The organism is Blastococcus sp. OS1-29 (assembly GCF_057628075.1).
Map to the genome: position 1 here is coordinate 39,099 of NZ_JBXXJK010000006.1, position 17,145 is coordinate 56,243.

Sequence of the window (17,145 nt, forward strand, 5' to 3'; positions counted from 1 at the left end):
ACGCGCGTGCACCTCCGCCCCGTCACCGCACCAGAGGAGAACGTCCAGTGAGCACGCCCGTCGACGTCCCTGTCCCGACCATCATCAGAGACAACGTGCTGATCGAGCCGGACGCGGTGCGGATCCTGGACCGCCGGGTCTTCCCCTTCGAGAAGACGTGGGTCACCTGCCGCAACCACGAGGAGGTGGCCAAGGCGATCGAGGACATGGTCACGCAGAGCAGCGGCCCGCTGTTCGCCGCGGCCGGCGGGATGACGCTGGCCGCCCGGGACGCCGACCGGCTGCGCAGCGTCGAGGAGCGGCGGGAGTTCATGACCGCCGCCGGGCGGCGGCTGGTGGACACGCGGAAGACCAACAACCAGATCCGCGACGTCGTCGCCGAGCTGCTGGAGGTCACCGAGACCACGCTGGCCTCCGATGGGGCGCTCGCGGACGTCGTGGAGCGCGCGGCGCGCGACGCCGGCAACCGGTACCTCGCCCGCAGCCGGGCCATGGGGGAGCACGCCGCCGTCCTCATCCCGGACGGCGCCACCGTGCTCACCCACTGCTGGGCGGAGTCCTACATCACCGAGACCATGGCCGCGGTGCTGCGCGCCGGGAAGCGGGTCGACGCGATCTGTACGGAGACCCGCCCCTACCTGCAGGGCGCACGGCTGACGTCGGAGAGCCTGGCGGAGATGGGTGTGCCCACCCGGCTGATCACCGACGGGATGGCCGCGCACCTGATGAGCCAGGGGCGGATCAGCCACTTCGTGACCGCCGCCGACCGGATCACCATGGACGGCTCCGTGGTGAACAAGGTGGGCACCCTGCAGATCGCGATCTCCGCGCACGCCTTCGACGTGCCGTACGTGGCGCTGGTCCAGGCGCCGGACCGCCAGGCCCCCACGGCCGACGCCGTCGAGCTCGAGGACCGGGACGGCGACGAGGTCCTGCACTGCCTCGGACGGCGGACCGCCTCGCACCGGGTCACCGGCATCTACCCCGCGTTCGACATCACGCCGCCCCGCTACGTCCGCACGATCGTCACCGACCGCGGCCGGTTCTCCCCGCAGGACCTGTACTCCTACTACGGGGACCAGGCGTGAGCGACCTGCTGCCGGTCACCCGCATCCCGCGGACCGGCCTTCCGCCGCGCGCCGTCGTCGTCGGGGACCCTTTCCGCGCCGAACGGGTCGCGCAGCGGCTGGACGACCCGGTCGAGGTGGCCTTCGCCCGCGAGTACCGGACGTTCCGGGGGTCGTGGCGGGGCGTCGAGGTGGTCGTCTCCTCGCACGGTGTGGGGGGACCGGGAGCCGTCTGCCTGTTCCAGGAGCTCACCGACGCCGGCGTCCGCACGATCATCCGGCTGGGCACGGCCGGCGCGATGCAGACCGGCATCGGCGACGGCGACCTGGTGATCGCCGAGGCCTGCATCCGCGACGACGGCGTCACCCAGCAGCTCCTGCCGCCCGAGTACCCGGCGGTGAGCAGCCCGGAGGTGGTGCTGGCACTGGCGGCCGCCGCGCAGGAGAGCGGTGCGCCCCACCACCGCGGCCTGGTGTGGACTCGCGCCGCGTTCTACCCCGGCCTGCTCCCGGTGCCCATGCCCACGTACGTCCGCGCCGGCGTCCTCGCGATCGAGATGGAGCTCTCGGCGCTCCTGGTGCACGGCTCGCTGAACGGCCTGAGGACCGGAGGCGTGCTGGTGATCGACGGCGCCGCCGCTGACGAGCTGCGCGAGACCACCGGGTACGACCCCCACCGGGACGTCGTGGCCGCCGGCGTGCAGCGGGGGACGGACGTCGCCCTGGACGCGCTGGTCCGGCTGGCGTGACCGACGTCGACCTGCTGATCACCGGAGGCACGGTCCTCGTCGTCGATCCCGCGGGGACGGTGCTGCGCGACGGTGCGGTCGCCGTCCGGGACGGCGCGATCGTCGCGGTGGGGCCCGGGCCCGAGATCGCCGAGGAGTTCGCCCCGGCCGAGACACTGGACGCGTCCGGCGGGCTGGTGATGCCGGGCCTGGTGAACACCCACGCGCACCTGGCGATGAACCTCTTCCGGGGCACGGCCGACGACGTCTCGCTCGAGGAGTTCCTGGAGCGGCTGCTGACCGCCGAGCTGGCGCTGCTGGACGCCGCCGCCGTGGCCGTCGGGGTCGAGGCCGCGCTGGCGGAGAGCGTGCGCGGCGGGGTGACCACGGCTCTGGACATGTACTGGTTCCCGGAGGCGGCGAGCGAGGTGGCGGCCCGGGTCGGCTTCCGGCTGCTCAACGGGCCCTCGTTCATGGACGTCACCGATCCGGAGGGCCGCGACTTCGACGCCCGGATGGCGTGGGCGGAAGAGCTGCTGGCGGCGCGCCGGGACGCGGATCCGGACGCATCGGCCTGGGTGATGCCGCACTCGGCGTACATGCTCTCCCGGGACCAGCTCGAGCGGATCAGGGACCTGGCCGACCGGTTCGACGCCCGGGTGCACGTGCATGCAGCCGAGAGCCCGGGGGAGGACGACGCCGTGCGGGCCCGGCACGGCGTCCGCCCGCTCCCGGCACTCGGCGCCGCCGGTGTGCTGGGGCCGGCCACCGTGGTCGCCCACGCCGTGCAGCTGGACGACGCCGACATCGCGCTGCTCGCCGGCACCGGCACTGCGGTCGCGCACTGCCCGGTCTCCAACCTGAACCTCGGCTGCGGCATCGCCCCGCTGCCCGCGCTGCTGCGGGCCGGGGTTCCCGTGGGGCTGGGCACCGACGGCGCGGTCTCCACCGGCGCCCTGGACATGTTCGCCGCCATCCGGATGGCCGCGCTCCTCCACAAGGGCGTCACGCGCGATCCGCGCACGGTCGGCGCCGAGCGCGCCGTCCGGCTGGCCACGGCGGACGGCGCGGCCGTCCTGGGGCTCGCCGACCGAGTCGGCTCGCTGACCGTCGGCCGCCGCGCCGACGTCATCGTCTGCGACGTCGACCGGGCGCACGTCGCGCCGAACGAGGATCCGTGGTCGGCGGTCGCCTATGGGCTGACGGCCGCTGACGTCCGGCACACCGTCGTCGACGGCCGGGTGCTGATGCGGGACCGGATACTGACCACGATCGACGAGCGGTCGGTGCTGGATCGGATGAGGGCGCTGCGCCGGGCGCAGCTCGCCCGGGAGGAGCGGGTATGAGGCCGGCTACGACGCGTGAGGACCTCATCGAGCAGCTCGCCGAGGTGGGGCGCATGGCGGTCGGCGGGGGCCTGGCCCTCGCCAGCGGGGGCAACCTGTCCGCGCGCCTGCCCGGGTCGGACGAGTTCCTGGTCACCGGCGCGGGCACCTGGCTCGACCGGCTGACCGCCGGCGACTTCAGCGTGATGACCCTCGAGGGCGCGGTGCTGGGCGGGGCCGAGCGGCCGTCCAGCGAGTGGAAGCTGCACCAGCGGACCTACCTGGTCCGGCCGGACGTCAACGCGATCGTGCACCTGCATCCGCAGCACGCCGTCCTGGTGGACGCCATGGGCCATCGGATCCGGCTCATCACGCTCGACCACGCCTATTACGTGCGCTCGGTGGGCACGGTGCCCTATTTCCCGAACGGGTCCGACGAGCTGGCCGACGGGGCGGCCGAGGAGAGTCGCCGCCACGACTGCATCGTGCTGTCCCACCACGGCTGCTCGACCCTCGGCGCCGATGTCGGCATGGCATACCGGCGGGCACTGAACCTGGAGGAGGCGGCGACCGCCACCTACCGCTGCCTGGCCGCGGGCGACACGACCGCGACGTTCCCGCCGGAGGCGTTCGCGGACCTGCACCACGCCTGAAGCCGCCCGCCGCACGGCGTCGCGCGAGTGACCACGACAACCCCTGCGGGCAGCACCGGAGAGGCAGCTCGCCCGCGCGGGTGAGCCGTCAGTCGCGGCGCCGGCGGGTGATGCGGACGCGGCAGCGGCCGGGTCGCTCCTCGTCGATCGCCCAGCCGTAGTCGGCGGTCATCCCGCGTCGCTGGAAGGCGCCTTCGAGGGCGCGCAGCCGGGCCGAGGACCGGATCTCCACCTGCTCACCGGAACGCAGCCTGCTCAGCCGCTCGAGCACCAGGTCGGTCGCGGCCTCGCGCGGCAGGGCGTCCGCGTCGACCACCGGACCCTCGGTCAGGCGGAACCACTCGTGGGGGCGGAACGGTCGTCGCCCGGCGGTGATCCCCCACCCGCCCGCGCCGGCGAGGAAGGCCTCCTCCGCGTGCAGGTGCCGTTCGAGCACCTCGTCGAGCTCGTCGAGCAGGGCGACGACCCGCGACGGATCGCGGTCGTCCTCCGGCAGCGACGCCAGTCCGTCGAGGGCGTTCGTCGCGTCCCGCAGGTCGACGTGGTCCTCGAGGAGCTGGGCGAGCCCCGGGTGGGGCTGCCCGGAGGTCAGCGGGAACAGCTGCCGCTCCTCGTTCACCGCCTGGTCGAGCAGTTCGGAGCGGAGGTAGTCGACCAGCCGGGCCAGCTGCCGGACGGGCCACTCCCCGTCGCCCAGGGCCTGCAGCACCTCCCCGCGGCGGACCTCGATCTCGTGCCACAGCACCTTGTGCTCGTCGGCGAGCGTCTGCCCGCCTGCCTGGGTGTCCCCCATGGCCTTCTCCTCTCGCGCCGGGCGGTCCGGGTCACCCGGTGAGGGCGCTCCGGTAGTCGGGATAGCTGGCCAGCACGTCCTCGAGCTCGACGATGGACGGGAAGTCCGTCGCGTCCTGGTGACGCAGCAGGAAGGCGATCGTGCGGTGCACCACCGCGGTCTCGTCGAGATCGGTGCCCAGGCCGTCGAGCACCTCGGGTGTCACGCGCAGCCAGGCCTCTGCGTCCTCGCCGGGGCCGTGCACCCGGACCAGGTATTCGTGGTCGCCGACCGACTCGACCTCGAACCCTTGTTTTTCACTAGCCACATAGTGAAAATTACTCACGTCCGGCCGTAAGAGCAAGGAGACGCCATGACCTATGTGATCGCCGAGCCGTGCATCGACGTCCTCGACCGCGCCTGCGTGGACGAGTGCCCGGTCGACTGCATCTACGAGGGCGAACGGGCGCTCTACATCCACCCCGACGAGTGCGTCGACTGCGGGGCCTGCGAGCCGGTCTGCCCGGTCGAGGCGATCTACTACGAGGACGACCTGCCGGAGAGGTGGTCGGTGTTCCAGACCGACAACGTGGCGTTCTTCACCGACGTCCTGCCCGGGCGAGACGCACCCCTCCGGTCGCCGGGCGGGGCGGCGAAGACCGGCGTGGTCGGCGCGGACACGCCGCTCGTCGCCGGCTACGCGCCGCTGGCCGACCGTGGCTGACGATGACGTGGCGGTGGGCGCCTTCGTCGATGCGACGACCGGCGCGCCGCGCCGCGACTCCGTTCTCGCGCTGATCAGGGCTGCCGGCGGGCCGTTGACGATCGGCGAGATCGCCGAGCGCACCGGCCTGCACCCGAACACCGTCCGGTTCCACCTCGCCGCCCTGGTCGAGGAGGAGCACGTGGAGCGAGCGCCCGCCGTGCCGGGTGGGCGCGGGCGTCCCCGGCTGCTGTACCGGGCGCGGCCCGGGTCGGCGCGGGGACCCCGCAGCTACCGCCTGCTCGCCGGCATGCTCACCGCCCTGGCGCGCACGCTCGGTGGCGGTGGCCCGGCGGCGGTGGAGGCCGGGCGGACCTGGGGGCGGCGGCTGACGGACGGCGAGGCGCCGCTCGACGCCGCCGCCGCGGTGGCGCGGATGAACCGGCTGCTGGACGACATCGGCTTCCAGCCCACCGTGCACGATGACCCGGCCGGGCCGCACGCCGCGGTTCACCTGCACCACTGCCCCTTCCGGGAGGTGGCCGAGGCCGGCGAGGACGTGGTCTGCGCCCTGCACCTCGGGCTCATGCAGGGGGCGCTGCACCAGCTCCAGGCGCCGGTGGCGGCGACGTCGCTGGAGCCCTTCGTTCGGCCGGACCTCTGTATCGCCCACCTGCGCCCGACGGACCCCCGGTCCCGTGCGGACACCGCCGGTGGACGAAGCTCAGCCCCATGACCGATACCTCCGGCCCGCCGTTCCGCGCCGACCACGTCGGCAGCCTGCTCCGCCCCGAGAACCTGCTCGACGCCCGTGCGCGGCACGCCGCCGGCGAGATCGACGACGCCGAGCTCCGCGGCATCGAGGACGAGGCGATCGCCGACATCGTCCGGATGCAGGCCGACATCGGGCTGCGGACGGCGACCGACGGCGAGTTCCGCCGCGCGTCGTGGCACATGGACTTCATCTACGCGATCGACGGCATCACGAGGGTGACCGACGAGAACATCGTCGTCCACTTCAAGAACGCCGACGGCAGCCTGGACTTCACGCCGGCCGGCCTGCACGTCGACGGCCCGCTGGCCATCGACCGGCCGATCTTCGGCGAGGACTTCGCCTACCTGCAGTCGGTGGTGGGCGAGGGGCAGACGGCGAAGCTGACGATCCCGTCGCCGTCGATGGTCCACTACCGCGGAGGAGCCGCCGCGATCGATCCGGCGGTCTATCCGGACGAGGACTCGTTCTGGGACGCGCTCTCGGGCGCCTACGCCCAGCAGGTGCAGGGCATCGCGGCGCAGGGCTGCACCTATCTGCAGCTGGACGACACCAGCCTCGCCTACCTCAACGACCCGCAGCAGCGAGCCGACCTGGCCGCCCAGGGCCGGGACGCCGAGCACCTGCACGAGCGCTACATCCGGCAGATCAACAAGGCGCTCGCCGGCCGCCCGGACACCCTCACGGTCACCACGCACCTGTGCCGGGGCAACTTCCGCTCGTCGTGGGTGGCCGAGGGCGGCTACGACTTCGTCGCGGAGGCGCTGTTCGGGGGCCTCGACGTCGACGGCTTCTTCCTGGAGTACGACGACGCCCGGTCCGGGGGCTTCGAGCCGCTGCGGTTCGTGCCGCCGGGCAAGCGCGTCGTCCTCGGCCTGGTGACGACGAAGAGCCCGGAGCTCGAGCGCAAGGACGACCTCAAGCGGCGCATCGAGGAGGCCTCGACGTACGTGCCGCTGGACCAGCTGGCTCTCTCCGGGCAGTGCGGGTTCTCCTCGACGGTCGAGGGCAACGCGCTGACCCGGGACGAGCAGATCGCGAAGCTCCGGTTGATCGTCGAGACTGCCGAGGAGGTGTGGGGCTGACGACAGCCCGGACGACGGGGGAGCAGACGAGTGATCACCGGGCCGACCGCGCCGTTCTGGTCCAGCGACGGGCAGGCGGCGCTGCTGCTGCCGGCGCTGCTGGCGCTGGTGCTCAGCGCGCTCATCGGCATCGAACGCGAGGTTCGCGCGAAGAGCGCCGGCCTGCGCACCCACACCCTCGTCGGCATGGGCGCCGCGGTCTTCATGATCGTGTCGAAGTACGGGTTCGGGGACCTCATCGGGGTCTCGGGGGTCAGCATCGACCCGTCCCGCATCGCCGCGCAGGTCGTCTCCGGCATCGGCTTCATCGGCGGTGGGCTGATCTTCGTCCGCCGGGACATCGTCCGCGGGCTCACCACCGCGGCCACGGTCTGGGTCGCCGCGGCGGTGGGCATGGCGGCGGGCGCAGGCTTGCCGCTGCTGGCGGTCGGCACGACGGTGGGGCACTTCGTGATCTCGGTGGGCTTCCCGCCGCTGGCACGGGCGTTGTACCGCCGCCGGGCCGAGATCCCGGTGCTGCGGCTGGACTACCTCGACGGGCAGGGCGTGCTGCGCACCGTGCTGGCCACCTGCACCGAACAGGGCTGGGCGGTGCACGGACTCGAGGTCGACCGGGAGTCGGTCACCGAGGAGGGCCACCGCGTAGCCAGCGTCACCCTGACGCTGGCGGGCAGGGCGAACCTGGTGGCCTTGGCCGCGGAGGTCGCGCAGCTCCCCGGCGTGCGGGCGGCGCGCACCGGCGCCGAGGAGCCGCTGGACGAGCAGTGACCGGTCAGCTCGGGCCGGACGCCTGATCCAGGCACATGGTGTTGCCCTCGCTGTCCTTGAACCAGGCGGCGCGACCCATGCCCTCCATGGAGGCGATCTCGCCGTCCCACCGGACGCCGGGCAGGTCGTAGGTCTCGAACGTGACGCCCTTGGCCTTGAGATCGTGCACCTCGGAGTCGAGATCGTCGACGTGCCACTGGGCGATCGTGTGCCCCGCCTGGCCGGCGTAGTCGGTGCGGTAGATCTGGAACTCGGTGCCGCCGGCCGTCCGGTACACCAACACCTCGCCGGGGAGTTCCCTCTCCGGGGTCACGCCCAGCTTGTCCGCGTAGAAATCCCGGGCCCGAGTGAGGTCGGCCGCCGGGATGTTCGCCATGACCCTGCTCGTGTTCAGCATCTGGTTGCTCCTGACTGAAGGATCAGTCCCCCGCAACGATGGCGCGGACCGTAGACCCGATGCCCGCGCCACCCAAGGGGGACGACGGCGTCTCCGATGCGCCCGGGCCGGTCGTCGCTCTCGGCTGATGCCGGGCCACCGATGGGCGCCACCTAGGATCCGCCCGTGCGGCCCTTTCTCCTGCTCTCCTCCCGCGCGGAGGCCGAGGCCGCCGACGGCGAGTACGAGGCGTTCCTCCGGGTCACCGGTCTGCCGCCCGCACGGCTGCACCGCGTGCGGACGGAGGCCGCGCCGCTGCCGTCGTTCGAGCTCGACGACTACGCCGGCATCTTCGTCGGCGGTGGACCGTTCAACTCCAGCGACCCGCCGCTGGAGAAGTCGCCGGTGCAGCAGCGCGTCGAGCGGGAACTGTCGGCGCTGCTGGACGACGTGGTCGCGCGCGACTTCCCGTTCTTCGGCGCCTGCTACGGCGTCGGCACGCTCGGGGTGCACCAGGGCGGCGTCATCGACCGGACCTACGCCGAGCCGATCTCCGCCGTCCGCGTGCGACTGACCGCGGACGGGCTCGCCGACCCGGTCCTCACCGGGATGACGGAGGAGTTCGACGCGTTCGTCGGGCACAAGGAGGCCTGCACGGTGCTGCCCCCGGGCGCGGTCCTCCTGGCGTCGTCGGCGGCCTGTCCCGTGCAGATGTTCCGGGTGAAGCAGAACCTGTACGCGACCCAGTTCCACCCCGAGCTCGACCTGCCGGGCCTGCTCACCCGGGTGCGGGTCTACCAGCACGCGGGCTACTTCCCGCCGGCCGAGCTGGACCAGCTGGTCGCCTCGTTGCAGCCGGCCGTCGTCACCGAGCCGGGCCGGATGCTGGCCAACTTCGTGGCCCGCTTCGGCTGATCCCGTTCTACGGTGCGGGGCATGACCGACGTCGATGCACCGTGGGAGCCGCCGGCGGGCCGGCGCCCCAGGTCATAGCGTGAGCGCGCGCCGGTGGACGGCCCTCGGCCTCGCCCTCGCCGCGATCGCGGTCGTCGTCTACCTCCTGGTCGTCCAGCGTCCGGACGGCGGAGCGCCGCCGGGCCGCCGGCCGGTCACGTCGGACCAGCTGGCGGGGGAGTGGTCCGGCGACGGGACGGCTACCCGGTGCGCCGGCTTCGACCGGTGCGCGGGCACGCGCAGCGTCACCCTCACCATCGACTGCTCGGGCAAGCGCTGCCGGGTGATGCCGTTCGACGCCGGTTACGGCCACCCACCGCTGCGGTTCGTCGGCGGCCGGTACCTGGCGGTCGGGCCGCTGCCACCGGGAGCCGCGCCCACGTGCGGGGGAGCGCCCACCAGCACCGCCCGCTGGGAGCTGGACCTCGCCGTCGGGGACGGGCGCCTGGTGGGGAGCTACGCGGAGTCGACGGTGCAGAGCTTCGACTGCGGCGCGACGGGGGTCGCCTGGGACGTCGTCCTGGATCGCCGGTGACGCCGCGCGTCAGCCCGTGGGCGTGAGCCGGACCAGCGCGATCCGCCGCGACACCGACTCTGGATCCCGGGTCGACGCGGTGGCGCGGTTGCTGCTGGACTGACCGCGTGCCGACGTACGTGGTCAACGGGGCCGGGGTGGCGCGTGCCCGGGAGCTGATCGACGCGCGCCAGTACGTGCTGCGCAGCGAGTGGGGGCGCGTCCAGCCGTCGGCGGCCGACGCGAACGAGTTCCTCGAACGGCACTCGTGGCGGGAGTACGGCGCCTGGCACCTGGGTCTCACCGAGGGCGCGGCGGAGGAGACGAAGGCCCGCTACGCGTTCGTGTTCGGCGACTTCCGCCGAGTGCACCGGATGGGCATCATCTCGTGTCACTACCGGGCCGCCGAATGGGGCCACAAGGAGATCGAGCTGGCGGCCCACGAGCTGCTGCAGTACCTCGACGAGCGGGTCGGCGGGAGGAGGACATGATGGCCGGTGGAGTGACCGCGTGCCCGCACTGCGGGCAGCGCAACCGGGTACCGGCGGCGGCGTCGGGCTCACCGCGCTGCGGGAAGTGTCGGCAGCCGTTGCCCTGGATCAGCGACGCCGGCGACAGCGACTTCGCCGACGTGGCCGAGCGGGCTCCCGTACCGGTGCTGCTCGATCTCTGGGCGACGTGGTGTGGGCCCTGCCGGATGGTGAGTCCGGCCCTGGAGCGCCTGGCCCACGACTACGCCGGCCGGATCAAGCTCGTGAAGGTCGACGTCGACCGGGCGCCCGGTCTGAGCAGGCGGTTCGAGGTCCGTTCGATTCCCACGCTGATGGTGCTCGACCGGGGCCGGGTGGTCGCGCGCCAGGCCGGCGCAGCACCGGAGCCGGCGCTGCGCCGGTGGCTCTCCGACGCGCTGACCGCGACGACCGGCGGCTCGAGCTAGCCGCCGGTCGCCGATCGGGTCAGCTGTGCAGGTCGAACCGGTCGAGCTCCATCACCTTGTTCCAGGCGTCCGCGAAGTCGCGCACGAACTTCTCCTTCGCGTCGTCCGCCGCGTAGACCTCGGCGAGCGCCCGGAGCTCGGAGTTCGAGCCGAAGACGAGGTCGACCGCGGTGGCCGTCCACTTCTTCTCGCCGGTGGCGCGGTCACGGACGTCGTAGACGTTCTCGGCCGACTCCGACGCCTTCCACTCCAGGCCCATGTCGCACAGGTTCACGAAGAAGTCGTTGGTCAGCGCGCCCGGCCGGTCGGTGAAGACGCCGTGTCCGTCCCGGCTGACGCCGATGGCGCGCAGGCCACCGACCAGCACGGTCATCTCCGGCGGCGCCAGCGACAGCATGTAGGCGCGGTCCACGAGCAGCTTCTCCGGGGGCAGCTTCACGCCGTCCCGGAGGTAGTTGCGGAAACCGTCATACCGCGGCTCGAGCACCTGGAAGGACTCGACGTCCGTCTGCTCCTGGGTGGCGTCGGTCCGGCCCGGTGTGAACGGCACGGTGATGTCGACGCCGGCGTCCTTCGCAGCCTTCTCGATCGCGGCGGCCCCGCCGAGCACGATCACGTCGGCCAGCGAGACCGTCCGGCCCGACTGCGAGACGTTGAACGCCTGCTGGATCTCCTCCAGCGTCCGCAGCACCGGCGCGAGCTTCTCGGGCTCGTTGATCGTCCAGTTGCGCTGCGGCTCCAGGCGGATCCGCGCACCGTTGGCGCCGCCGCGCTTGTCGGTGTGCCGGTAGCTGGCCGCCGACGCCCACGCGGTGGTGACGAGCTGCTGCACGGTCAGGCCCGAGTCGAGGATCGTCGCCTTGAGCGCGGTGATGTCGGCGTCGGTGATCAGCTGCCCCTCGACCGGCGGGACCGGGTCCTGCCACAGCTGCGGCTCGGCGACCCAGGGGCCGAGGTAGCGCGAGACCGGCCCCATGTCGCGGTGCAGCAGCTTGTACCAGGCCTTCGCGAACGCCTCGGCGAACTGGTCAGGGTTGGCGAGGAAGCGGCGGCCGATCGCGTCGTAGATGGGGTCCTCACGCAGCGCGATGTCCGACGTGAGCATCGTCGGCTTGCGCGACGGCTCGTTGGTCTCGGGGTCGGGGATGATGTTCGGCGCGTCCTTCGCCACCCACTGCTTGGCGCCGGCCGGGCTCTCCGAGAGCTCCCACTCCCAGCCGTACAGGGTCTCCAGGAAGCTGTTGTCCCACTTGGTGGGCGTCGGCGTCCAGGTGACCTCGAGGCCGCTGGTGATCGTGTCGCGGCCCTTGCCGCTGCCGAACCGGTTCTTCCAGCCCAGGCCCTGCTCCTCGATCGGAGCGCCCTCCGGCTCCGGCCCCACGTAGTCCTCCGCCGGCGCCGCACCGTGGGTCTTGCCGAAGGTGTGGCCGCCGGCGATGAGCGCGAAGGTCTCCTCGTCGTTCATGGCCATGCGCCGGAAGGTCTCGCGGATGTCCCGGGCGGAGCCCAGCGGGTCCGGGTTGCCGTTCGGGCCCTCCGGGTTGACGTAGATGAGGCCCATCTGCACCGCACCGAACGGACCGGTCAGCTCGCGGTCACCGCTGTAGCGCTCGTCGCCGAGCCAGGTGTCCTCGGGACCCCAGAAGATCTCCTCGGGCTCGTAGATGTCCTCGCGCCCGAACCCGAAGCCGAACGTCTGGAAGCCCATCGACTCCAGGGCGACGTTGCCGGCGAAGACGATGAGGTCGGCCCAGGAGAGCTTCGAGCCGTACTTCTGCTTGATCGGCCACAGCAGGCGGCGCGCCTTGTCCAGGCTCGCGTTGTCCGGCCAGCTGTTGAGCGGTGCGAACCGCTGGGAGCCGCTGCCGCCACCGCCGCGACCGTCCTCGATGCGGTAGGTGCCGGCGGAGTGCCAGCTCATCCGGATGAACAGGCCGCCGTAGTGACCGTGGTCGGCCGGCCACCAGTCCTGCGAGGTCGTCATCAGCTCGGTGAGGTCGCGCTTGAGCGCCTCGACGTCGAGCTCGGCGAACTTCTTCCTGTAGTCGAAGTCGCCGCCGAACGGGTTGGAGGCGGGGGCGTGCTGCCGCAGGACGGACAGGTCGAGCTGGTTGGGCCACCAGTCCTTGTTCGTCCGCGGCCGGTGCTGCGCCGGCTGCGGGGAAGGCATCCCCGGGTTTTCGCTCTCGCTGGTGCTCGCGGTCGCCGTCTTGTCGCTCGACCCGTTGTGCTCGGTCACGTCTGTTCTCTCCCTGTCGCTGGTTCCTCGGACTTGTCGGACGCGCATTCGGGGCACCGGCCCCAGTAGATGACCTCGGCCTCGTCGATCTGGTAGCCCGCCCCGTCCGACGCGGTCAGGCACGGGGTGTCGCCGACCGCGCAGTCCACGTCGACGATGCCGCCGCAGGACCGGCAGACGAGGTGGTGGTGGTTGTCGCCGACCCTAGCCTCGTAGCGGGCCACGGACCCTGCGGGCTGGATCCGGCGGATCAGGCCGACGTCGGTCAGCGTGCGGAGGACGTCGTACACGGCCTGGTGCGACACCTCGCCGGAATCCTGCCGGGCGGCCTGCCCGATGGTGTCGGTGTCGGCGTGCGGATGGGCGTGCACCGCCGCGAGCACCGCGAGCCGCGGCCGCGTGACCCGCAGGGTGGAGTTCCGCAGCAGGGCTGCGAGCTCCGTCGTCGTCGGCACCTCTGGAGTCTGTCGCGTTTTCTGGATCGGATCAAATCCGCGGCCGACGCAGTGCGGCCCCCGACCTGGCGGGCAGGTCGGGGGCCGCACTGGTTCGGGGCGGGCGGTCAGCGGTCGGACCGCCGGTAGGGCGTACCCGGGTTGAAGACGTCGAGCGTGTACTGGTCGAAGCGGCGGAGCGACCGCCGGGTGAGCCGGCCCAGCCGGCTGCCCTTCCCGGGCCGCCGTCCGCCCTGGCCGCGGGTGGGAGTGTGCCGTCCGGCCGGGTGCCGCGGGGAGCCGGTCTCCTCGGCGAAGCTCACCGCGAGTTCGTGCGCGAGGTCGTCGCGACCGGCCTCGACGAGGGAGTTCGCCTTGTGGACGTAGTCGGCCTGCATGCGCGCCACGCGCTCCGAGGATGCGGCGCGGTACTCGGTGACGGGCGGCAGGGCGCCGGGGAACTGGTCCCCGTGGTCGTCGGTCATGGGGGTGGGTCGTCCGCTGATCATCTGGACATCCGTCTCGATTGGCGGCGATCGGATCGCCTTCGGGTGGAGCGAGACAGCGGTGTCTGCGCAGGTTCGTGGTGGCTCGCGTCATTGCGACCGGCTGCTCTGCCGGTGACCTGGCCGGTGCGCCGCTCGTGCGGTTCGCGTCCTTCGGCCGATCCGTGCCTCTCGGGCACCTTCCCAGTATGGGAGCAGCGGCGTTGCCGTCCGGTATCAACGCCGGGAACGACCGGTGACATTCCTCGCGTCAACGCGTTGACACGCTCGTGTCGAAGTGACACGGTCGTGTCATGTCAGCCGCACAGACCGCCTCGCTCCGGCAGCGGCAGGTGCAGGAAGCGCGCACGGCCATGCTCGAGGCGGCGCTCGCGCAGCTGGAGACGAAGGGTGTCGACGACGTGTCGATGGGCGAGATCGCCCGCTCTGCGGGGGTCTCGCTGCGCACGCTGTACCGCTACTTCCCGGATCGGGCCGCCTTGCTGCACGCCGCCGGTGAGCACCTCTACGCGACTCTCGGCGTGCCCTTCGACGTCTCGGGCCCCGAGCAGATCTCGGCGAGCCTGCTCGACGCCGCCCGTCGCCTCTCGGCTCGTCCCGAGCTCACGCGCGCGCTCGTCCGGACCACCGCGGGCCGCACGGCCCGCTCCGGGGTGCGCAGGCAGCGCGTGGAGGCGATCACCTCCACGCTCGAACCGCTGACCGCCGGGGTCGGAGCCGACGAGGCGCGCTGGGCCGTCGCGGTGATCGCCCATCTGTGCAGCTCCGCCTCGTGGGTCATGGTCGCCGACGAGACCGGGATGGACGACGCCGACGCTCAGCGGGCGGTGGCCTGGGCCATCGACCGCCTCGTCGCGGCGCTGCAGGACGACCACGGGGGACCGCAGGAGAAGTAGACCCACACCGAACGATCCGTATTGGGGAGCAACCATGACCACGACCGCCCCCGCCGCCCGAACCGGACGACGCATCGCCACCGACTCCGGGACCAGTCCCGGATGGTGGTTCCTCGACACGCTGGCCGTGCTGCGCAACCCCGCCGACGGCCCGACCGCGCCGATCGTGCTGGAGCTGACCGTGCCGCCCGGCGGTTCACCGCCCCGGCACGTGCACCAGGGGCTCAACGACGCGTTCTACCTGTTGGAGGGTGAGGTCGTGCTCAGCTGCGGGGACGAGACGGTGGTCGCCCGCCCCGGCACCTACGCCGTGGTCCCGGTGGGCACGGACCACACCTTCCGGGTCACCAGCTCCGTCCCGGCGCGGATGCTGATGATCCACGACGACGACAGCTTCCTCCGCATGGTCCAGGACGGTGGCGTACCGGCCCCCGCGAACGTCCTGCCTCATCCCGGTGAGGTGAACGTCGACGGCGGGACGCTCAGCCGGCTCGTGGAGGAGCACGACTCCCACGTCGTCGGCCCGCCCATGGAGGAGGACGCGGCCAGGGCGGTCGCCGGCCCGGCGCAGCCGTCGCTCGGGCCGGTCAACCACATGGCCCTCGCGGTGACCGACCTGCGGCGCAGCGAGGCCTGGTACCGCGAGAACTTCGGGCTCGTCCGGGTCGACGGCGAGATCGCCGACGACGGCACGGGCCACGTCGTCCTGCTCAGTCCCGACGGCGGCTGGATGCTGACGCTCGGCTCCGACGCCTCGGCCGGGGTGCAGCACGTCGCGATCGCCTGCGCGGATCGGGACGCGCTGGTCGGCTGGCAGCACGCGCTCGCCGAACGGGGGGCTGAGCCCGGGTCGATCACCGACGCTCCCTACGGCTCCGGCTTCGTCACCCGCGACCCGGACGGCCTCGAGTTCGAGTTGTTCGCCCCACCCGCCGGGTAGCCGCACACGCGCAGAGGGCCTGCGCGGGACGACGTCCCGGGCAGGCCCTCTCCTGTTGCCCTACCCGCACCCCGAGCGGGCCTTCGCTGGACTGCCAGCGAGTTGCGCCGGCAGAAGATCGCGGCAGGCGCGCATGATGCTCCGCGCTGGGCCACCTTCGAGGTAACGGGGTCCGTCGAGACATCCGACGCTCGCCGGCGGACGTGGTTCGTGCACACGGGCGGGCATTCAAGCGTGCGTGGACAGGGCGGCTCGGTAGAAGCGCGATCACAGCGGGATGCAGCGGCTTCTCGCGGTAGTACGCACGCGACGACCGGAGCGGGCCTACGGACCGAATCCCGGCGCTAGCCTGGCGCCTGCACCTGGCCCGCACAATCATCCGGGGGTCGTCGTGGACTGGGATCCGCCCAAGGGCATAAAGACATGGGTACTCGACGACATCTTCGATCGCGAGAAGGGATGGTCTATATCCGAGGATGACGCCGCCCTGAAGCGGGGACTGTCTCCAGATCGAAACCCGCATTATCTCGTGACGGTCGGTCGTATCGTCATCCTCACCTACGAGCAGCAGCGCTGGGACGATGACACGGATATGCACGTATCCGCGGGTCGCCTGTGCGCGTTGGTGCAGTACACCGGAATCAGCATCACAGCACCCGACAAGCTGTTGTCGTCGTCCTTCGCCTACCGCGGCCTGCCGTCGCTCGGACTTGATGCGGCCAGCGGGCAGCCGACGCTACACACCGCTTTCCCAATTTCCCCGGGCTTTCCGGTAGATGTTGCACGCCGTCAGCTCATGGTGTGCATCGGCCTACTGGCACAGGAAGGAGAGAAGCTCCTGGCAGCCTGGATAGCGAATCCGGTGAAACCGACAAGAGCAGCGACGCCGCCCAGTTCCAAGAGCGGCGGAGAACCCGTCGACTGGAGCATTGCAGCCGGGAACGTTGCAACGGTCGCCGGAAAGTTCCTCCGAGCATTTGTCGGCTTCTAGTCCGTCCGCCTCACCCCCGGCAATCTGACGGGGGAGAGAAGCGGTGCTGCACGTTGCGATCACCGTGGGTATCGCGGGAGGGGGCACCGCATCGCGGGTCGCCGTCGGGGCTGGGCATTCGGCGTCCAATTGTGACCGTCGAACCAGCGGCCGGCCGACGGGTCTCGCGGGTCCTCGTGCCATCCAGCGGCACCTCGGCTGAAACCAGCCGGCGGAAGCCCCATGCCCGCACTATTGCGGGCGCGGGTGCCGCCGCGCCGGCCGGCAGGAGCGAGCCCGACCCCGAGCCATACACAGCCGCATCCGACCGCTGCGATCGTCGAAGCCAATGCGGCGATTGTTCGCCATGGCACGCCCCAGGCACAGGTACGGATCGTCATAGGCAGCGTGGACGTCAAGGTCGTCCAGCACCGGCTCCGGCATGGCAGCGCGAAGACGACGCTCGACACCTACGGCCACCTGAGGCCGACAGTGACGAGTCCGCA

At 72.0% G+C, this 17,145-nt stretch carries 22 protein-coding genes; 15 read left to right on the forward strand and 7 right to left on the reverse strand.

Going from position 1 to position 17,145, the window contains the following annotated elements; all coding sequences use genetic code 11:
* Positions 1 to 47: 47 nt before the first annotated feature.
* The 4 genes from AC2H4J_RS15990 to AC2H4J_RS16005 are packed head-to-tail and all read left to right on the forward strand — an operon-like array spanning position 48 to position 3,773.
* Positions 48 to 1,088, forward strand: coding sequence for a s-methyl-5-thioribose-1-phosphate isomerase (locus AC2H4J_RS15990; RefSeq protein ID WP_487465868.1), 1,041 nt, complete (start codon positions 48 to 50; stop codon positions 1,086 to 1,088).
* A complete protein-coding gene (locus AC2H4J_RS15995) occupies positions 1,085 to 1,816 on the forward strand; it encodes a nucleoside phosphorylase (RefSeq protein ID WP_487465869.1) in 732 nt (243 codons plus the stop codon). Before AC2H4J_RS15990 ends, AC2H4J_RS15995 begins: the two co-directional genes overlap by 4 nt.
* A complete protein-coding gene (locus AC2H4J_RS16000) occupies positions 1,813 to 3,141 on the forward strand; it encodes an amidohydrolase family protein (protein ID WP_487465870.1) in 1,329 nt (442 codons plus the stop codon). Before AC2H4J_RS15995 ends, AC2H4J_RS16000 begins: the two co-directional genes overlap by 4 nt.
* A complete protein-coding gene (locus tag AC2H4J_RS16005; RefSeq protein WP_487465871.1) occupies positions 3,138 to 3,773 on the forward strand; it encodes a class II aldolase/adducin family protein in 636 nt (211 codons plus the stop codon). Before AC2H4J_RS16000 ends, AC2H4J_RS16005 begins: the two co-directional genes overlap by 4 nt.
* A gap of 88 nt (positions 3,774 to 3,861) precedes the next feature.
* On the opposite strand, the gene AC2H4J_RS16010 is transcribed toward AC2H4J_RS16005, so the two are convergent.
* A complete protein-coding gene (locus tag AC2H4J_RS16010) occupies positions 3,862 to 4,566 on the reverse strand; it encodes a hemerythrin domain-containing protein (RefSeq protein WP_487465872.1) in 705 nt (234 codons plus the stop codon).
* Between the two features lie 31 nt (positions 4,567 to 4,597).
* Positions 4,598 to 4,873 carry a hypothetical protein gene (locus AC2H4J_RS16015; protein ID WP_487465873.1) on the reverse strand — a complete coding sequence of 92 codons (276 nt, stop codon included), beginning with the start codon at positions 4,871 to 4,873 and terminating at the stop codon, positions 4,598 to 4,600.
* A gap of 45 nt (positions 4,874 to 4,918) precedes the next feature.
* On the opposite strand from AC2H4J_RS16015, the gene fdxA reads away from it, so the two are divergent.
* Genes fdxA through AC2H4J_RS16035 form a run of 4 tightly spaced genes read left to right on the forward strand, consistent with a single transcriptional unit; the run spans position 4,919 to position 7,873 of the window.
* Positions 4,919 to 5,269 carry a ferredoxin gene (gene fdxA, locus AC2H4J_RS16020; RefSeq protein WP_487465874.1) on the forward strand — a complete coding sequence of 117 codons (351 nt, stop codon included), beginning with the start codon at positions 4,919 to 4,921 and terminating at the stop codon, positions 5,267 to 5,269.
* Positions 5,262 to 5,984 carry a helix-turn-helix transcriptional regulator gene (locus AC2H4J_RS16025; protein WP_487465875.1) on the forward strand — a complete coding sequence of 241 codons (723 nt, stop codon included), beginning with the start codon at positions 5,262 to 5,264 and terminating at the stop codon, positions 5,982 to 5,984. The genes fdxA and AC2H4J_RS16025 overlap by 8 nt, the downstream gene beginning before the upstream one ends.
* On the forward strand, positions 5,981 to 7,105 hold the full coding sequence (locus tag AC2H4J_RS16030; RefSeq protein ID WP_487465876.1) for a 5-methyltetrahydropteroyltriglutamate--homocysteine S-methyltransferase: 1,125 nt from the start codon (positions 5,981 to 5,983) through the stop codon (positions 7,103 to 7,105). The genes AC2H4J_RS16025 and AC2H4J_RS16030 overlap by 4 nt, the downstream gene beginning before the upstream one ends.
* Before the next feature lie 30 nt (positions 7,106 to 7,135).
* On the forward strand, positions 7,136 to 7,873 hold the full coding sequence (locus tag AC2H4J_RS16035; protein WP_487465877.1) for an MgtC/SapB family protein: 738 nt from the start codon (positions 7,136 to 7,138) through the stop codon (positions 7,871 to 7,873).
* Between the two features lie 4 nt (positions 7,874 to 7,877).
* Here the strand turns inward: AC2H4J_RS16035 and AC2H4J_RS16040 are convergent, their stop codons facing one another.
* Positions 7,878 to 8,270 carry a VOC family protein gene (locus AC2H4J_RS16040; RefSeq protein WP_487465878.1) on the reverse strand — a complete coding sequence of 131 codons (393 nt, stop codon included), beginning with the start codon at positions 8,268 to 8,270 and terminating at the stop codon, positions 7,878 to 7,880.
* A 165-nt stretch (positions 8,271 to 8,435) separates the two neighbouring features.
* Between AC2H4J_RS16040 and AC2H4J_RS16045 the strand changes: the two genes are divergently transcribed.
* The 4 genes from AC2H4J_RS16045 (at position 8,436) to trxA (ending at position 10,654) form a co-directional block, all read left to right on the forward strand.
* A complete protein-coding gene (locus AC2H4J_RS16045; protein ID WP_487465879.1) occupies positions 8,436 to 9,164 on the forward strand; it encodes a glutamine amidotransferase in 729 nt (242 codons plus the stop codon).
* Between the two features lie 79 nt (positions 9,165 to 9,243).
* Positions 9,244 to 9,738: a hypothetical protein gene (locus AC2H4J_RS16050; RefSeq protein ID WP_487465880.1), complete on the forward strand. Its 495-nt coding sequence runs from the start codon at positions 9,244 to 9,246 to the stop codon at positions 9,736 to 9,738.
* Between the two features lie 107 nt (positions 9,739 to 9,845).
* On the forward strand, positions 9,846 to 10,208 hold the full coding sequence (locus AC2H4J_RS16055; protein ID WP_487465881.1) for a hypothetical protein: 363 nt from the start codon (positions 9,846 to 9,848) through the stop codon (positions 10,206 to 10,208).
* Positions 10,208 to 10,654: a thioredoxin gene (trxA, locus tag AC2H4J_RS16060; protein ID WP_487465882.1), complete on the forward strand. Its 447-nt coding sequence runs from the start codon at positions 10,208 to 10,210 to the stop codon at positions 10,652 to 10,654. Before AC2H4J_RS16055 ends, trxA begins: the two co-directional genes overlap by 1 nt.
* Before the next feature lie 19 nt (positions 10,655 to 10,673).
* On the opposite strand, the gene katG is transcribed toward trxA, so the two are convergent.
* From katG to AC2H4J_RS16075, 3 genes are all read right to left on the reverse strand, one after another.
* Positions 10,674 to 12,893 (reverse strand): catalase/peroxidase HPI, encoded by a 2,220-nt coding sequence (gene katG / locus AC2H4J_RS16065; protein WP_487465883.1) that lies wholly within the window; start codon positions 12,891 to 12,893, stop codon positions 10,674 to 10,676.
* Positions 12,890 to 13,348 (reverse strand): Fur family transcriptional regulator, encoded by a 459-nt coding sequence (locus AC2H4J_RS16070; protein ID WP_487465884.1) that lies wholly within the window; start codon positions 13,346 to 13,348, stop codon positions 12,890 to 12,892. The genes katG and AC2H4J_RS16070 overlap by 4 nt, the downstream gene beginning before the upstream one ends.
* Positions 13,349 to 13,455: 107 nt before the next feature.
* Entirely contained in the window at positions 13,456 to 13,836 is a 381-nt protein-coding gene (locus AC2H4J_RS16075; RefSeq protein WP_487465885.1) for a hypothetical protein, read from the reverse strand.
* A 290-nt stretch (positions 13,837 to 14,126) separates the two neighbouring features.
* On the opposite strand from AC2H4J_RS16075, the gene AC2H4J_RS16080 reads away from it, so the two are divergent.
* The 3 genes from AC2H4J_RS16080 to AC2H4J_RS16090 all read left to right on the forward strand — a co-directional run bounded on the left by AC2H4J_RS16080 (position 14,127) and on the right by AC2H4J_RS16090 (position 16,660).
* The gene (locus AC2H4J_RS16080) at positions 14,127 to 14,729 is read left to right on the forward strand and encodes a TetR/AcrR family transcriptional regulator (protein WP_487465886.1); all 603 of its coding nucleotides are present in this window, start codon (positions 14,127 to 14,129) and stop codon (positions 14,727 to 14,729) included.
* Between the two features lie 34 nt (positions 14,730 to 14,763).
* Positions 14,764 to 15,669, forward strand: coding sequence for a cupin domain-containing protein (locus AC2H4J_RS16085; RefSeq protein WP_487465887.1), 906 nt, complete (start codon positions 14,764 to 14,766; stop codon positions 15,667 to 15,669).
* Between the two features lie 391 nt (positions 15,670 to 16,060).
* Complete coding sequence (locus AC2H4J_RS16090; protein ID WP_487465888.1) at positions 16,061 to 16,660, forward strand: hypothetical protein; 600 nt, start codon at positions 16,061 to 16,063, stop codon at positions 16,658 to 16,660.
* Between the two features lie 59 nt (positions 16,661 to 16,719).
* Here AC2H4J_RS16090 and AC2H4J_RS16095 read toward each other — a convergent pair whose 3' ends face one another.
* A complete protein-coding gene (locus AC2H4J_RS16095) occupies positions 16,720 to 17,040 on the reverse strand; it encodes a DUF2510 domain-containing protein (RefSeq protein ID WP_487465889.1) in 321 nt (106 codons plus the stop codon).
* Positions 17,041 to 17,145: the final 105 nt, after the last annotated feature.